Annotated in this window: 16 protein-coding genes and 1 pseudogene; 12 read left to right on the forward strand and 5 right to left on the reverse strand. The window is 65.2% G+C overall.

Features of this window, described 5'->3' with window-relative positions; genetic code table 11:
• Window positions 1–2 precede the first annotated feature (2 nt).
• Entirely contained in the window at window positions 3–797 is a 795-nt protein-coding gene (locus CMV30_RS08035; RefSeq protein WP_096055534.1) for a TonB family protein, read from the forward strand.
• A 133-nt stretch (window positions 798–930) separates the two neighbouring features.
• On the opposite strand, the gene CMV30_RS08040 is transcribed toward CMV30_RS08035, so the two are convergent.
• From CMV30_RS08040 to CMV30_RS08050, 3 genes are read right to left on the reverse strand one after another with little or no spacing between them, the layout of a single operon-like run.
• Window positions 931–1,503: an RNA polymerase sigma factor gene (locus tag CMV30_RS08040; RefSeq protein WP_096055535.1), complete on the reverse strand. Its 573-nt coding sequence runs from the start codon at window positions 1,501–1,503 to the stop codon at window positions 931–933.
• A 34-nt stretch (window positions 1,504–1,537) separates the two neighbouring features.
• Entirely contained in the window at window positions 1,538–1,999 is a 462-nt protein-coding gene (locus CMV30_RS08045; RefSeq protein WP_096055536.1) for a hypothetical protein, read from the reverse strand.
• The gene (locus tag CMV30_RS08050; protein WP_096055537.1) at window positions 1,996–2,355 is read right to left on the reverse strand and encodes a hypothetical protein; all 360 of its coding nucleotides are present in this window, start codon (window positions 2,353–2,355) and stop codon (window positions 1,996–1,998) included. The genes CMV30_RS08045 and CMV30_RS08050 overlap by 4 nt, the downstream gene beginning before the upstream one ends.
• 189 nt (window positions 2,356–2,544) lie before the next feature.
• On the opposite strand from CMV30_RS08050, the gene CMV30_RS08055 reads away from it, so the two are divergent.
• The 6 genes and pseudogenes from CMV30_RS08055 (at window position 2,545) to CMV30_RS08080 (ending at window position 7,978) form a co-directional block, all read left to right on the forward strand.
• Complete coding sequence (locus tag CMV30_RS08055) at window positions 2,545–3,525, forward strand: DUF1365 domain-containing protein (RefSeq protein ID WP_096055538.1); 981 nt, start codon at window positions 2,545–2,547, stop codon at window positions 3,523–3,525.
• 42 nt (window positions 3,526–3,567) lie between these two features.
• Window positions 3,568–4,878, forward strand: a complete 1,311-nt coding sequence (locus CMV30_RS08060) for an SAM-dependent methyltransferase (RefSeq protein ID WP_096055539.1) — start codon at window positions 3,568–3,570, stop codon at window positions 4,876–4,878.
• A 98-nt stretch (window positions 4,879–4,976) separates the two neighbouring features.
• Window positions 4,977–5,384 (forward strand): annotated as a pseudogene (locus tag CMV30_RS08065) (DUF1475 family protein); the annotation flags it as partial.
• A gap of 34 nt (window positions 5,385–5,418) precedes the next feature.
• Window positions 5,419–5,973, forward strand: a complete 555-nt coding sequence (locus tag CMV30_RS08070) for a DUF2062 domain-containing protein (protein WP_175414783.1) — start codon at window positions 5,419–5,421, stop codon at window positions 5,971–5,973.
• 70 nt (window positions 5,974–6,043) lie between these two features.
• Window positions 6,044–6,835 (forward strand): DUF1295 domain-containing protein, encoded by a 792-nt coding sequence (locus CMV30_RS08075; RefSeq protein ID WP_096055542.1) that lies wholly within the window; start codon window positions 6,044–6,046, stop codon window positions 6,833–6,835.
• Window positions 6,836–6,967: 132 nt separating this feature from the next.
• Complete coding sequence (locus tag CMV30_RS08080) at window positions 6,968–7,978, forward strand: SAM-dependent methyltransferase (RefSeq protein WP_096055543.1); 1,011 nt, start codon at window positions 6,968–6,970, stop codon at window positions 7,976–7,978.
• A gap of 181 nt (window positions 7,979–8,159) precedes the next feature.
• Here CMV30_RS08080 and CMV30_RS08085 read toward each other — a convergent pair whose 3' ends face one another.
• The gene (locus CMV30_RS08085; protein ID WP_175414784.1) at window positions 8,160–8,708 is read right to left on the reverse strand and encodes a DUF3016 domain-containing protein; all 549 of its coding nucleotides are present in this window, start codon (window positions 8,706–8,708) and stop codon (window positions 8,160–8,162) included.
• A 195-nt stretch (window positions 8,709–8,903) separates the two neighbouring features.
• Here CMV30_RS08085 and CMV30_RS08090 point away from each other — a divergent pair, with 195 nt between their 5' ends.
• The 4 genes from CMV30_RS08090 (at window position 8,904) to CMV30_RS08105 (ending at window position 12,836) form a co-directional block, all read left to right on the forward strand.
• A complete protein-coding gene (locus CMV30_RS08090) occupies window positions 8,904–9,176 on the forward strand; it encodes a hypothetical protein (protein ID WP_096055545.1) in 273 nt (90 codons plus the stop codon).
• A 214-nt stretch (window positions 9,177–9,390) separates the two neighbouring features.
• Window positions 9,391–9,846 (forward strand): DUF5069 domain-containing protein, encoded by a 456-nt coding sequence (locus CMV30_RS08095; protein ID WP_096055546.1) that lies wholly within the window; start codon window positions 9,391–9,393, stop codon window positions 9,844–9,846.
• Window positions 9,843–10,346 (forward strand): gluconokinase, encoded by a 504-nt coding sequence (locus tag CMV30_RS08100; RefSeq protein WP_096055547.1) that lies wholly within the window; start codon window positions 9,843–9,845, stop codon window positions 10,344–10,346. Before CMV30_RS08095 ends, CMV30_RS08100 begins: the two co-directional genes overlap by 4 nt.
• Before the next feature lie 48 nt (window positions 10,347–10,394).
• Complete coding sequence (locus CMV30_RS08105; RefSeq protein WP_096055548.1) at window positions 10,395–12,836, forward strand: penicillin acylase family protein; 2,442 nt, start codon at window positions 10,395–10,397, stop codon at window positions 12,834–12,836.
• 56 nt (window positions 12,837–12,892) lie between these two features.
• Here CMV30_RS08105 and CMV30_RS08110 read toward each other — a convergent pair whose 3' ends face one another.
• Window positions 12,893–13,342, reverse strand: coding sequence for a c-type cytochrome (locus CMV30_RS08110; RefSeq protein WP_096055549.1), 450 nt, complete (start codon window positions 13,340–13,342; stop codon window positions 12,893–12,895).
• Window positions 13,343–13,662: 320 nt separating this feature from the next.
• On the opposite strand from CMV30_RS08110, the gene CMV30_RS08115 reads away from it, so the two are divergent.
• Window positions 13,663–14,367, forward strand: coding sequence for a nucleoside 2-deoxyribosyltransferase (locus CMV30_RS08115; RefSeq protein WP_096055550.1), 705 nt, complete (start codon window positions 13,663–13,665; stop codon window positions 14,365–14,367).
• Window positions 14,368–14,698 lie beyond the last annotated feature (331 nt).

A 14,698-nucleotide genomic window follows, 5' to 3' on the forward strand; every position in this document is an offset into this window, starting at 1 on the left:
CCATGAAAACCCTCCACTCCCTCCGCCTCCTTCCCGCGCTCCTCACACCCCTGCTCGCACCCCTCGCGCACGCGGCCGACCAGCCTGCACCACCGCCCGCAGCGGCCTCCCCGTCTCCCGCTTCCCCCGACACCGCCGCCCTCTCCGTCATCACCCCCTGCAAAGTCATCCGCACCCAGCCCATCAGCTACCCGATGCCCCTCCTGCGCGACGGCATCTCCCACGGCGAAGCCCGCGTCCTCGCCAGCATCGACGCCGACGGCCGCCTCACCGAGTCCATGGTTCTCGGATACACCCATAAACCCTTCGCTACCTCCGCCCTTGCCGCCCTCGCCGTCTGGAAATTCCAGCCCGCCCGCGTCAACGGCCAGCCCGTCGGCACCGTCGCCGACATCACCTTCCGCTTCGAAGTCGATGGCATCCTCCTGGTGGAACGCGTCGGCGTCCCCCAGTACACTCCTGGCGATACCTACGGCAGCGACTACATCTACCACCCCCACGGCCTCCGCAGCCTCGATTCCATCCCCACCCCGATTCACGTCACCCAACCCGTTTACCCCAAAGAATGGATCGACCAAGGCCATCGCGGCACTGTGGCTGTCGATTTCTACATCGATGAAACCGGCGCCGTCCGCATGCCCTCCGTCTCCGCCACGCAAAACCCCCTTCTGGCCGCCGCCGCCTCCACCGCCGTCAGCGAATGGAAATTCTCCCCCCCCAAGCACAAAGGCCGCCCCGTCCTCGCCCACTGCCAGCAAATCTTCAAATTCGAGCCCGACGCCCCCGTCGCGCCTTGAATCACGCCCCTGAAGAGACGACCTCCGTGTCGTCCGCCCTGTAGGGCTCGACCTCGCGTCGAGCCGTTCGCGAACCGCCCGCTTTACCGCTAATCGCTCACTGGTCACTGGTCACTGGTCACTCGCGCGAACCTCACCGCCCCGCTTCCACCCGCAACCCCGCCAGCTCATCCTTCAACCGCTGGCGCGCCCGATAAAGCCGCGTCTCCACCCCGCGCTCCGAGCAACCCGTGACTTCCCCGATCTCGCGATAACTCAGATGCTCATAGTGGTGCAGCAACAACGTCGCCTTCAGATCATGCGGCAGCCGGTCGATCGCCGCGCCCAGCGCCTCGATCGTCTCCTTCCGCTCCATCGCATCATCCGGCGCGGGCGCTTCCGCCACCGGCTCGCGCCCCGCCGTCTCATCGAGACTCACCGATGGATGCCGCTCCCGCCACCGATGCCGGTTGCGACACAAATTCACCAGCGTCGTGAACAACCACGCCGAGATATTCGAGTCCTCCGCCAGCCGCTCACGATGCTGGTACAGCTTCACGAAAACCTCCGCCGATAAATCCCGCGCATCCGCGCTGTTCCGCACATACCGCCACGCAAAATTAAACAACGGCTTCTCCCACCGCGCGATCATCCGCCCCAGCGCCTCATCGTCGCCGCCACGAAGCGCAAGCCAGTCCGCCAGATCGCTGCCGGGGTGGGATTTCACGGGGTAAGGGGTTTCCAAGACACTCACGACACGCTCAACCCGACGGATCGACTCTCAACGTCCTCAGCGCCGGCTCCAGCAAGCTCAGATACTGCTCCCGCTGCCCCGGCGTCATCACCCGCGAAGCCTCCGCCACCAGCCGCTCCGTGGACAGCGCGCACTCCCGGTCCAGCCGCCGCCGCTCCTCCACGAACTTCGCGAACTCCAGAAAATCGATACGCCCCTCCGCCGCCCGCTCCCGCTCGAACGCCGCCAGCTCCGTCCGCATCGCCGCCACCTCCGCTGCCAGCGCCTTGAGCTGCGGCGCCGACTGCTCATGCAACGCCCGGATGCGCGCCACCTGCGCCGCATCCAGCCCCAGACTCGCCTGCATCAACTTCAACTGCGCACCCAGATCCGCCGTATGCCGCGGCGCCTTCGCCAGCGACAGCCATCCGAAATGCGCCCCGACCCCGCCCACCAGCCCGAGGAGAAAAATGAACAGCGTCCGCTTCATGACTTAGCCCCCGTCTCGACCGTCGAACTCGTCCGGTCAGCCGACTCCAGCAACGGATCGATCAGCCGCAGATAACTCTGCATCAGCTCCCGGTTGTACTCCGATTGCAGCCGCGACCGCCGCGCCTCCGCCAAAAAAAGTCCCAGCAACACACACGCCGCCACAAACGCCGCCGCAAACGACGGCCGCGCAAACGCTCCGTGAACCATCTCCCAAAACGTCCGCTTCACCGGCTCCTCCATCCGCGCGATCCTCCGCCACACCTCCGGTGCCAGCGGCCCGGGCGAAGACGGCGCACCCCGCCCCCACTGATCGAGCAGTGAATCGAGCGGATCAGGCGGCGGTGTCGGTTGCATGATGGGAAAAATTAAAAACAGACCCTGGCAGGAGAGAAATTGGGAGCGGTCACAGACCCGGCCACAAGCCAGGCATTCCCTATAACCCCGCCCCCCAGAAAATCCCTTCAAAAAATTCCCCTGCCTGCATCCGCCCTACCGACCGGCTCGTAACCCCTTGCAACGCGCTCTCCCGCGTGCCTTTCCGCCATGCAATCCTGCCTCTACGAATGCCGTGTGATGCACCATCGGTTCACCCCGAAGGCCCACCGCTTCGCGTACCGGATTTTTATGATGGCCATCGACCTCGACGAACTCCCCGACCTTCACCGCCGTCTCCGCCTCTTCTCCGTCAACCGCCCCAACCTCTACTCTTTCCGCGAAGGCGACCACCTCCCCGCCACCCCCACCCACAACCCCTCGCCCGACAACCCCGCCGCCCGCCCCCAGCCATCATCCAACGCGTCCTCGGCTCCGCCCTCCCTCAAAGCCCGCGTCCTCGCCCACCTCGCCGCCCACGGCATCGACCTCACCGGCGGCCGCGTCCTCTTAGTCTCCCTTCCGCGCATCCTCGGCTACCTCTTCAAGCCCGTCTCCTTCTACTTCTGCTACGACCGCCACGGCCACCCCGTCGCCGCCCTCGCCGAAGTCACCAACACCTTCCACGAGCTCAAACCCTACACCCTCGGCCCGGAAACCCGCACCCAGCCCGAGGACCGCGCGCACGCCAACACCCAGCCACCTTCCGTCGCACCCGCCGACGCTTCCCCTTCCACCGATAATACCCCCTTCCGCCTCCGCGTCCCCAAACACTTCTACGTCTCCCCCTTTTCCGACGTGGACATCGCCTTCGACTTCACCCTCCGCCCGCCCACCGAACGCCTCTCCGTCCAGATCGACGACTACGAGGGCAACCACCGCACGCTCACGACCACCCTCGCCGGCCCCCGCCGGCCGCTGACCGACGCCGCCCTCGCGTCTTACCTTTTCAAATACCCGCTGCTCACCCTTCGCGTGATCACCCTCATCCACTGGCACGCCCTCCGCCTCTGGCTCAAACGCGTCCCCTGGTTCGCCAAATCCGCCCGCCCCGCCGACCAGCGCGACCTCCATCACCCGCACGCCTCGCTCACCGCGCCCTCCTCTCCTTCCGAAGTTCCGCCCCTCCGCCCCTCAGCGCTTCCGCGATAAAATTCTCCGTCCCCGCAGCCTCCGCATCACCACCTCCGCCGCATGAGCCAGCCACTCACCCGCACCGCCTCCGCGCCCGCCGCGCTTCACGCCTCCTCCGGGAAAAAAACGTCACTCTGGCAGACGCCCGTCATCAACGCCCTCGCCGGCATGACCCGCGGCCACCTCCACCTAGAACTCCCCGACGGCTCCACCCGCGACTTCGGTGCCACCTCCGCCCGCGAAACCGCTTCGCCCCTTCCCTCCGGCATCGCCCCCCACGCCACCCTCCGCGTCCGCCGCCCCGCCTTCTTCAACAAATGCGCCCTCTCCGGCGACATCGGCTTCGCCGAATCCTACATCGACGGCGATTGGGAAACCCCCGACCTCACCGCCCTCATCGCCTGGTTTCTCCAAAATCTGGAAAACGCCCCCACCCTCTCCGGCTCCTCCCGCCGCACACCGTTCGCCCTCAACGCCCTTCGCCTCGTCAACCGCCTCGGCCACGTCTTCCGCGCCAACACCCGCGCCAACTCCGCCCGCAACATCCGTGAACACTACGACCTCTCCAACGACTTCTTCGCCCTCTTCCTCGACCCGTCGATGATGTACTCCAGCGCCCTCTGGACCGATCCCGACGCCTCCCTCGCCGACGCCCAGCACGAAAAAAACGACGCCCTCTGCCGCTCGCTCCGCCTCACGCCCGCCGACCGCGTCCTCGAGATCGGCACCGGCTGGGGCGGCTGGGCCCTCCACGCCGCGCAAAATTACGGCTGCCACGTCACCACCGTCACCATCTCCCAACAACAGTACGACTTCGCCCGCCGCCGCGTCATCCACGCCGGCCTTGGCGACCGCATCGAAGTCCGCCTCCAAGACTACCGCGATCTCACCGGCTCCTTCGACAAGATCGTCTCCATCGAGATGCTCGAAGCCGTCGGCCACGCCTACCAACAAACCTACTTCGCCACCGTCTCCCGCCTCCTCAAGCCCGACGGCCTCCTCGCCCTCCAGTACATCGCGTGCCCGGATAACCGATACGACCAGCTCCGCCGCGGCGTGGACTTCATCCAGAAACACATCTTCCCCGGCTCCCTCCTCCTCTCTCCCAACCGCGTCAACACCCTCCTCGCCGAGACCGGCGGCTTCACCCTCCACAGCCACCGTGACTTCGGCCCCGATTACGCCCGCACGTTGAAGCTCTGGCGCGACGCCTTCCTCGCCAAACTCCCCGCTGTCCGCGCCCTCGGTTTCGACGACCGCTTCATCCGCAAATGGACCTACTACCTCGCCTACTGCGAAGCCGCCTTCGCCATGCGCAACATCTCCGTCGTCCACACCCTCCACACCCGCCCCAACAACCTCAGCCTCTGAGGTGGAGCGCGCACTCCGAGCGCGCTTTTGAACACCGCCCAATTTCCCACTACTAGCGCCCCAACTCCGGTCATTGGTCGCCCTCCGACCTACTCGCTACTTCCTCCGCGATGATTCTTTTCCTCCGTTTCTTCTTCCTCCTCGTCCTCGCCTCCATGTTCGCCGTCACCGGCTGGGCCAGCTCCCTCTGCCCGCTCTTCTCCGTCCCGCGCGAAGTCGCCACCCACCCCTGGTTCATCGCCACCCTCTTCGATGCCTACTGGGGCTTCCTCACCTTCTACGTCTGGGTCTTCTTCCAACAAACCGCCTGGCACGCCCGTCTCGTCTGGCTCATCGCCATCCTCCTCCTCGGCAACATCGCCATGGCCCTCTACTGCCTCAACGCCCTCTTCCGCGTCCCGCTGCCCACGCCACTCTCCGAAGTCCTAATCGCCCGCCGCCCCGGCCCCAGCTGGCTTGGCACCTCCCTCGCCGCCGCCGGCATCGGCATCTTGTTTATCGCCTGACGCCCCCGCTTCCGGCTCACTGCGCACCTCCCGCGTGAACAGCTCCTCGCCTCAGCCCTCGCCGCCCGCCCACTCTCCTACGCCCGAGCCGTCCGCTCTCGCACCAGCTCCCGTCAAGCGCTCCTTCTGGCAGCGCCGTGTCCGTGACCCGATCCTCGCGCAACTCACGCAAGGCATCACCCCGCAAAAAATCGCCCTCACCTTCGCCGTCGGCAGCGCCTGCGCCCTCTTCCCCATCCTCGGCACCACCACCCTCCTCTGCATCGCCGCCGCCATCGCGCTGAAACTCAACCAGCCACTGATCCACATTCTGAATCAACTGCTCTGGCCCGCGCACATCCCCGTCATGTACGGCTGTATCCGCCTCGGAGAGACACTCTTCAATGCGCCCCGCATCTCCTTCGACGTCGTCCGCATGACCGAGCTCTTCTGGGAGCACCCCACGCAATTCCTCCACCAGTTCGGTGCCACCGCCCTCCACGCGATCATCGCCTGGACGCTCCTCGCCCCTTTCTTCATCGCCGCGATCTACTTCATCGCCCTCCCGCTGACCCGCCGACTCGCCCGTAAAAAGCCCGCCGTCTCGTAGTCGATCTCATCGCCCTCAAGTCCTGCGCTTTCACTGCAACCGTGCAGCGCACTCGCACGTAGCAGTTAATATGACCGCGCTGCTCCTTCCGCTCCTCGCCCTCGTGGCCCTCTGCGCGATTTTCCACGCCGTCTTCCTCCTCGCCCGCCGCATCGACAACTACGGCATCGTCGACATCGCCTGGTCCTACGCCTTCGCCCCGCTCGCGCTCTTTTACGCCCTCGCCGCGTCCACCGGCTGGGCTCCCCGCCGCGCCCTCATCGCCACCCTCGTCACCCTCTGGAGCCTCCGCCTCGGCACGCACCTCTATCGCCGCGTGATGGGCCACCACCCCGTCGAAGACACCCGCTACCAAACCCTCCGCGAAACCTGGTCCGCCAACTTCTCCTCGAAGATGGCCTGGTTCTTCCAATCCCAGGCCGCCTCCGTCGTCGTCCTCGGCCTCCCCTTTCTCCTCATCGTCCGCAACCCCGCCCAGTCGTTCCACCCGCTCGAACTCGCCGCCTCCGCCCTCTGGCTCATCGCCGTCCTCGGTGAATCCCTCGCCGACGCCCAACTCGCCGCCTTCCGACGCGACCCCTTCCGTCACGGCCAGGTCTGCGATCGCGGCCTCTGGCGCTTCAGCCGCCACCCCAACTACTTTTTCGAGTGGCTCATCTGGGTCGCCTATTTCGTCTTCGCCCTCGCCTCCCCGTGGGGCTGCTTCGCGATCATCGCCCCCGGCATCATTCTTTATCTCCTGCTCCGCGTCACCGGCATCCCTCTGGCCGAAGCCCAAAGCCTCCGCAGCAAAGGCGACGCCTACCGCCGCTACCAAGCCACCACCAGCCCCTTCATCCCCTGGTTCCCGAAAAAATCCTGATCTGGAACTCAGGAATGCTGGAAAATACCAGCCCCCGCTCCGCCCCACCTCCGTTCCAGATTTCCTGAGTTCCAGATTAAAAATCCGACCTACTCGCTACCCGCTACTCACTACTCGCTACTTCTGCCTCCCATGCTCGACGCCCTCCTCGAAAAAAACCTCCTCCCCGACTGGCTCATCCGCATCGGCATCCGCCGCCTCCTCGCCCAGCGTATCCAGGAAGAAACTCCCCGTTACGACCCCGCCGCCTACGCCGCCAACCTCGCCACCCGCCCCCTCGCCGAGCAGACCCGCGCCGCCAACGAGCAACACTACGAAGTCCCCACCGCCTTCTACCAACGCTGCCTCGGCCGCCGCCTTAAATATTCCGGCTGCCTCTACCCCACCGGCACCGAAACCCTCGACCACGCCGAGGAGGCCATGCTCGCCATCTACGCCGAGCGCGCGCAGCTCGCCGACGGACAACACATCCTCGAACTCGGCTGCGGCTGGGGCTCCCTCTCCCTCTGGATGGCCGAAAAGTTCCCCCGCTCCCGGATCACCGGCGTCTCCAACTCCCGCACCCAAAAAGAACACATCGACGCCGAAGCCGCCCGCCGCGGCCTCACCAATGTCCAGATTATCACCTGCGACATCAACGCCCTCGAACTACCCCCCGCCGCCTTCGACCGCGTCGTCTCCGTCGAGATGTTTGAACACCTTAAAAATTACCGCCTCCTCTTCGAAAACATCGCCCGCTGGCTCCGCCCCGGCGGACTCCTCTTCGTCCACATCTTCACCCACAAAAACCTCTCCTACCACTTCGTCCCTCGCGACGACTCCGACTGGATGAGCCGCTACTTTTTTACCGGCGGCCAAATGCCCGCCGACGACCTTCTCCCGCGCTTTCAAGATCACCTCAAACTCGCCGACCACTGGATCGTCAACGGCACGCACTACCAACGCACCGCCGAACACTGGCTCCAAAACATGGACCGCCACCGCGCCGAAATCCTCCCCCTCTTCGCCCAAACCTACGGTCCCGCCGAAGCGAAAAAATGGTGGGCCTACTGGCGCGTCTTCTACATGGCCTGCGCCGAACTCTGGGGCTACCGCCGCGGCACCGAGTGGCTCGTCAGCCACTACCTCTTCCGAAAACCGTAACCCACTCCACCCCGCAGATCTTCCACACGGCTCAGATCATAAGTCCTATACGTCCTCTTGGACCCATAAGACCTATTTTCCGTCGCCCCTTCTTCCGCCCACGACAAAAAGGCCGGCATCACGCCGGCCTTCGTCTTTCCACAGCGAGTCCTCTCGCACGCACTCCCTGAGGCTTCGCTGGCTACTTTTTCTCCTTCGCCGCCTTCACCTTCGGAAACTCACTCCGCAGCCAGCCATCCAGCAACGCCTTCTCGTACCGCAGCGAATCGCTGCTAAACGCCGGCGACGCGCTCATCTGGAAACTCATATCGCGCAGCTTCTGCGTCCCCTCTTTCACCACTGCCCCGCTCGCGTCCGTTACCTTGAACGTCAGGTCTATTCTCGGCGGATAAAGGTCCTTCACGATCCTCACATCGTTGAATTTCGGTCCGCGCCACGGCTCAAAATCCCCCGCCATATCGATATCCGTGATCGTCACCGACAACACCTGCCCCTCGGGCAGCAGCTTCGGCGCTCGCTCCACGAGAAATTCCTTCAATAACGCCAAAATATCGTCGCGCTGCCGCTCCGTCCCGAAGTCCGAATCCTTCACATCCGTAAATTTCTCCGGGTTCACAAACGTCACTTCGACACGCGCACCCGCCTCGGCGGACACCGCAGAATCAGCCGGAAACACCGGCGCACACACCGCCGCCAGCAAACCGGCGGCCACTGCAAATTTAGTTTTCATAGGGGGGAAGGGAACTGACCAGTTGCGACCAACGATACCGGGACTTTGTTTCATCGCAATGCCGTGTGCATTTTCCCTATGCCCACCGCGCGTTTATCCCGGCGTTTGGAGATTATGAAAATATCGCCCGCCGCTTTCGCATTCTCGTTTTCGCGCTATCGTTTCAACTAGGTAGTCAGCAAGAAAGCGCCCGCGATGCTCACCAACTTCCTCCAACTCTTCGGCCGGAATCCGGATAACGAATACGAACAAGCGTTCGTGAAGGAGATCATCGTGCGCGAAAAGCCCGCCCGCGATCCCCGCGTCGAACGCATCATCGTCATCGGCTGGGTGCTGATTGCCTTCAAAAGCGCGTTCATCTGGTGGGCCTGCGCGAATTACACGGTCCCCTTTCACCCCCTCTGGATCATCGCCCCGACCGTGATGTTCGGCCTCCTCTGCACCGCCATCTACTACGGCCGCCGCTGACCGGCGTCTCTCTGCTGGAGAGACGATCTCCGCGTCGCCCATTTAGAATCCCCGTATTTCGCGCTCACGCCACCTGCTTCGTAGGGCTCGACCTCGCGTCGAGCCGTTCGCGAACCTCCCGTTTCCTGTTAGCCGCGCAGCGCCTCTGGTCTCTGGCCGCGCCTGGCCTCTTTGGCCTTTGCCCCTTTGGCGTTTGTGATTTTTCTCTTCCACCATGTCCTTCGTCCCCGGTCTCCGCAGCAGCTATTCCAAAGTCGGCCGCCTCGTTTATTTCGGCCGCCTCCTCGATAAAATCCGCCTCCAGGCCGCCGACCGCCTCCCCACCGACTACCACGCCAATCTCGGCATCGGCTTCGATGCCCGCACCTGCACCTTCCTCGGCGTCGCCTACGCCGACCTCAAAGCCCGCACCCTCGCTGGCGGCACCGACGCCGACATCCTCGCCTGGGCCCACGCCCACGGCACGCCCCGCACCGACGACGAATGCAACACCTGGTCCCGCTTCATGATGAAGATCGGCTGGCGCGACGACCGCTCCGCCGCCCTCCAGCAACGCATCACCGCCCTAGGCCTCGAAGGAAAACCCATCGAAACCTTCTTCGACCTCAACGAATTCGACGAAGGCCGCGACCCCGTCACCGGCCGCTTCTGGGAAAACCCGCCCGCATGATCATCCTGCTGATGGGCGTCGCCGGGAGCGGCAAAACCACCCTCGGCCGCCTCCTCGCCACCGATCTCGCCTGGCCGTTCTACGACGCCGACGACTTCCACCCGCCCGCCAACGTCGCCAAAATGGCCGCCGGTACTCCACTGACCGACGGCGACCGCGCCCCCTGGCTCGCCGCCCTCCGCCAGCGCATCGAGCAAAGCCTCGCCGCCAACGAAAACGCCATCCTCGCCTGCTCCGCCCTCAAAGCCGCCTATCGTCACGTCCTCCAGCCCGTGCCCAACGAGCCGATACGCCTCGTCTATCTCCGAGGCACCCCCGAGCTCCTCGCCTCCCGCCTCGCCGCCCGCACCGGCCACTTCATGAAACCCGCCATGCTCGCCAGCCAGCTCTCCACCTTGGAAGAACCCGCCGACGCCCTCCTCGCCGACATCGCCCTCCCTCCCGCAACCATCGTCGCCCAAATCCGCCAATCCCTCGGCCTCTCTCAAAATAATCTATAAGTCCTATCGGTCCCATACGTCCTATAAGACCTGTCCTCCCTCTCCCCAATGCCCGCCGCCAAACGCCGCTCCTTCAAAAAAATCCTCCTCCGCATCCTCGCGGTCGCCCTCCTCACCATCGCCCTCTCCAGCGGCTGGTTCTACTGGCAGCTTAAAAAATCCCTCCCCGTCCTCGACGGCGAAATCGCCCTCCCCGCCTCCGGCCTCACCGCTCCGGTCACCATTGAGCGCGACGCCCTCGGCGTCCCCACCATCCGCGCCGCCAGCCGCCTCGACGCCGCCCGCGCCCTCGGCTTCCTCCACGCCCAGGAACGCTTCTTCCAGATGGACCTCTCCCGCCGCAAAGCCGCCGGCGAACTCTCTGAACTCGTCGGCGAAGGCGCCCTCCCGCTCGACAAAACCGCTCGTATCCACGCTTTCCGCACCGTCGCCCGCGCCACGCTCGCCCAGCTCGCCCCCGCCGAACGTTCCCTCCTCGACGCCTACACTGCGGGCGTCAACTCAGGCCTCTCCTCCCTCCACGCCCGCCCCTTCGAATACCTCGTCCTCCGCTCCGAGCCCGCCCCCTGGCAGCCCGAAGACAGCATCCTCGTCGCCCATGCCATGTGGATGGATCTGCAAGACGCCGACGGCGCCTACGAACGCACCCTCGCCGCCCTCCGCGACACCCTCGGCACCGCCGCCACCAACTTCTTCTCCCCACTCATCGCCCCCGACGACGCCGCGCTCGACGGCTCCACCGCCGCCCTCCCGCCCACCCCCGGCCCCCGCATCCTCGACCTCCGCCCCCGCCCCGAACCCGGCTCCGAAACCACCTTCTCCTCCGCCTCCTCCGATTCCGCCCTACTCACTACTCGCTACTCGCTACTCACTACTCCCAAAGAAGGCTCCAACAGCCTCGCCCTCTCCGGCGCCCACACCGCCACCGGCGCCGCCCTCCTCGCGAACGACATGCACCTCTCCCTCCGCGTCCCCAACACCTGGTACCGCGCGTCCCTCGACTTCCCCTCCGCTTCCGCCGCCACGCGCACCCGCGTCACCGGCGTCACCCTCCCCGGCACCCCCCTCGTCATCGCCGGCAGCAACGGCCACATCGCCTGGGGCTTCACCAACAGCAACGCCGACACCGTCGATACCGTCGCCATCTCCGCCTCCGACCTCGACCGCACCCTCTACCTCCACGAAGGCCGCACCCGCGAATTCGAGAAACGCGTCGAAACCATCGCCGTCCGCGGCGGCGACCCCGTCACCCACACCATCCTCCTCTCCCCCTGGGGCCCCATCATCGGTAACAACATCCGCGGCCAGCACCTCGCCCTCAAGTGGACCGCCCACGACCCCGCCGCCACCAACTTCACCCTCGGCGAACTCGAAACCGCCACCACCGTCGACGACGCCGTCGCCATCGCCCACCGCTCCGGCATCCCCACGCAAAATTTCCTAGTCGCCGACTCCACCGGCGCCATCGCCTGGACCCTCGCCGGCAAACTCCCCCGCCGCATCGGCTTCGACGGACGCCTCCCTGTCACCATGTCCTTCGGCGACCGCCGCTGGGACGGCTTCGTCCCCGAAAACCAAATACCCGTTATAGGCGAAGGGCCGCTTTCCTTCGACGCTTCCCGCCTCAGCACTGCCAACCAGCGCCTCCTCGGCGGCGACGCCCTCGCCCTCATCGGCGACGGCGGCTACGAACCCCCGCTCCGCGCCTCCCGCATCCAGCAACTCCTCGCCCCCCTCGAAAAAGCCACCCCCGCCGACCTCCTCGCCATCCAGCTCGACGACCACGCCCCCCACCTCGACCGCTGGCACCTCCTCCTCCTGCGCACCCTCGCCGACGACACCCGCATCTCCGCCAAAACCCGCGACGCCCTCACCCCCGCGCTCTCCCCCTGGACCTCCCGCGCCACCACCGACTCCACCAGCTACCGCCTCGTCCATAACTTCCGCCGCCACGTCACCGCCCGCGCCCTGGGCCCGATCTTCGAGCGCACCACCGAACTGTATCCAGAGTTCAACATCTACCGCCTCCGCTACGAACCCGCCCTCTGGCGCCTCCTCGACGAAAAACCCGCCCACCTCCTCGCCCCCGCCTACGCCACCTGGGATGACCTCCTCGCCGCCGCCGCGACCGATCTCGCCACCGACGACGACGGCCCCGCCACCACCTGGGGCGAGCAAAACACCGCCCGCATCCGCCACCCCCTCTCCCGCTCCCTGCCCGGCTTCCTCGCCCGCCTCCTCGACATGCCCGCCGACCCGCTACCCGGCGACAAAGACCTCCCCCGCGTCCAGACGCCCAACCACGGCGCCTCCGAACGCTTCGCCGTCTCCCCCGGCCATGAGTCGGAAGGCATCTACCACATGCCCGGCGGCCAAAGCGGGCATCCACTTTCCCCCTACTACCGCGCCGGCCACGACGCCTGGCTCAAAGGCGAGCCCACCCCCTTCCTCCCCGGCCCCGCGCAACACACGCTCACCCTCACACCCTAAGCTCTCTGCCATCCCTGCCCATCTGTGTCATCTGTGGTTAAAAAATTCCCGCCCCCTCACCGCCCCGCCGGCAGACTCCGCAAATACGCCACCACCTCCGCCGCCTCCTCCCGGCTCAATGCGTACTCCGGCATCGGCGGCAGACACTTCGTGCCATTAGGCCGCACGCCCGTCATGAAAAACGCGATCGCCTGCTCCTCCGTGTAGCCCGGCAACCCCGCGATCCCCGGAGCCACCGGCATCCACGGCATTTCCATGAGCGGCTTGAATCCCAGCGGCGCTCCTTGCAGCCACCGCGACCGGTCCAGCTGCCCCGTCGCCAGCCGCGGCGTATGACAATCCGCGCACTGAGCGACCTTCTCCACCAGATTGCGCCCCCGCTCCACCCGCTGCTCCGGCGACGGATTCTCCCGCGCCGCGATCCCGATCTGCATCCGGAAAACGGTGACAATTAACGCCGCGATAAACGCGCCCAGGATGGCGATGATCTTGTGATACTTGCTCATGCCGCAAAAAGCGGCCCGCCCCCGTCACAAACTCAAGCCCTAACCTCCCCGCCCCCTATCGTTCTCCTCTGCCTCCGCCCTCACTCCGACCCATTCGCGTCCATCGTGCCCCATTCGCGGTTAAAAATTCCGCCTCTGCCATCCCTCCCCATCCGTGTCATCTGTGGTTAAAAATTTCCGCGCCTCCGCCCTTCAGCACTTCCGCGATCCCTCCGCTCTACACCTTCACTCCCTTCACGAGACCAACATCCCGCCCACGCCCCCAGATTCCCGTTGAGCTTGGCACGCCTCCCGCGTTACGACGACTCCGTCACCCACGCATGAAAACCAAAAAGAAGAGCTACACCGTCTACTTCGCCAGCGAGCTCTTCAGCCTCAAGCACCTCATCGGAAACGCGTACCTGGCCGAGGCCATCTACGAAAAATCGCACGGCCGCTACCTCTGCGTCCTGCCCCAAAATTTGGAGCAGCGCGGCAACACCGCTCAATCCATCCGCGATCAGGACATCCGCACGCTCCTCGAGTGCGACCTCGGCCTCTTCAACTACGACGGCCCCGAACTCGATTCCGGCACCGTCGTCGAATTCATGTTCGCGAAATTCGCCGACATCCCCTCGGTCATCCTCCGCAGCGATTTCCGCCACGGCGGCGACCAGCGCGGCGACCCGTGGAACCTCATGACGAGTTTTTATCCGCGCACCGCCAACGTCATCCTCGACAGCCTCGGCCTCTACAAAGCCCAGCTCGGTAACCGCCACCGCGGCAACGCCCCCCTCGACGAAGTCGTCCGCCTCGCCGGACAACACAGCTCCGCCGGCGCCCAGCTCATGTGCGAACAAATCGCCCAGGCCTGCGTCCGCGCCCTCGACCGCGTCGTCGCCACCGAGCCCATCATGCCCAAACACCTCCGCGAAGAAGTCTACCACTGGCTAGCGCTGATGCCCGGTTTCAAAGGTAAGGAAAAAGAACTCCGCAAAGACCTCGAAAAAATCCTCGAACGCAAAGTCGACCACGACCTCCTCTAACCCGTCCCGTAGCCACGAGCGCCAGCGAGTGGAGCTTCCCCCGTCGCACATTCACGCTCCTTCCGGATGGACGACCTCCGTGTCGTCCATTCCGTCTCCGACAATCCCTTTAATCCCAACAATCCTGTCCAAAACTCCGCCCGCTCCGAACCATTAGCGTCCCTCAGCGCTCTTTAGCGGTTAAAGAAATCCGTCCTCCGCCTCCTCCGAAAAATTCGCGTCCCTTAGCGTACATTCGCGATTAAAAAATTCCCCTTCCGCCATCAGTGCCCATCAGTGGTTAAAATTTCCGACACCACTCCCCTTCCGCCATCCCTCCCCATCTGTGCCA

The organism is Nibricoccus aquaticus, from assembly GCF_002310495.1.
Taxonomy (GTDB): domain Bacteria; phylum Verrucomicrobiota; class Verrucomicrobiia; order Opitutales; family Opitutaceae; genus Nibricoccus; species Nibricoccus aquaticus.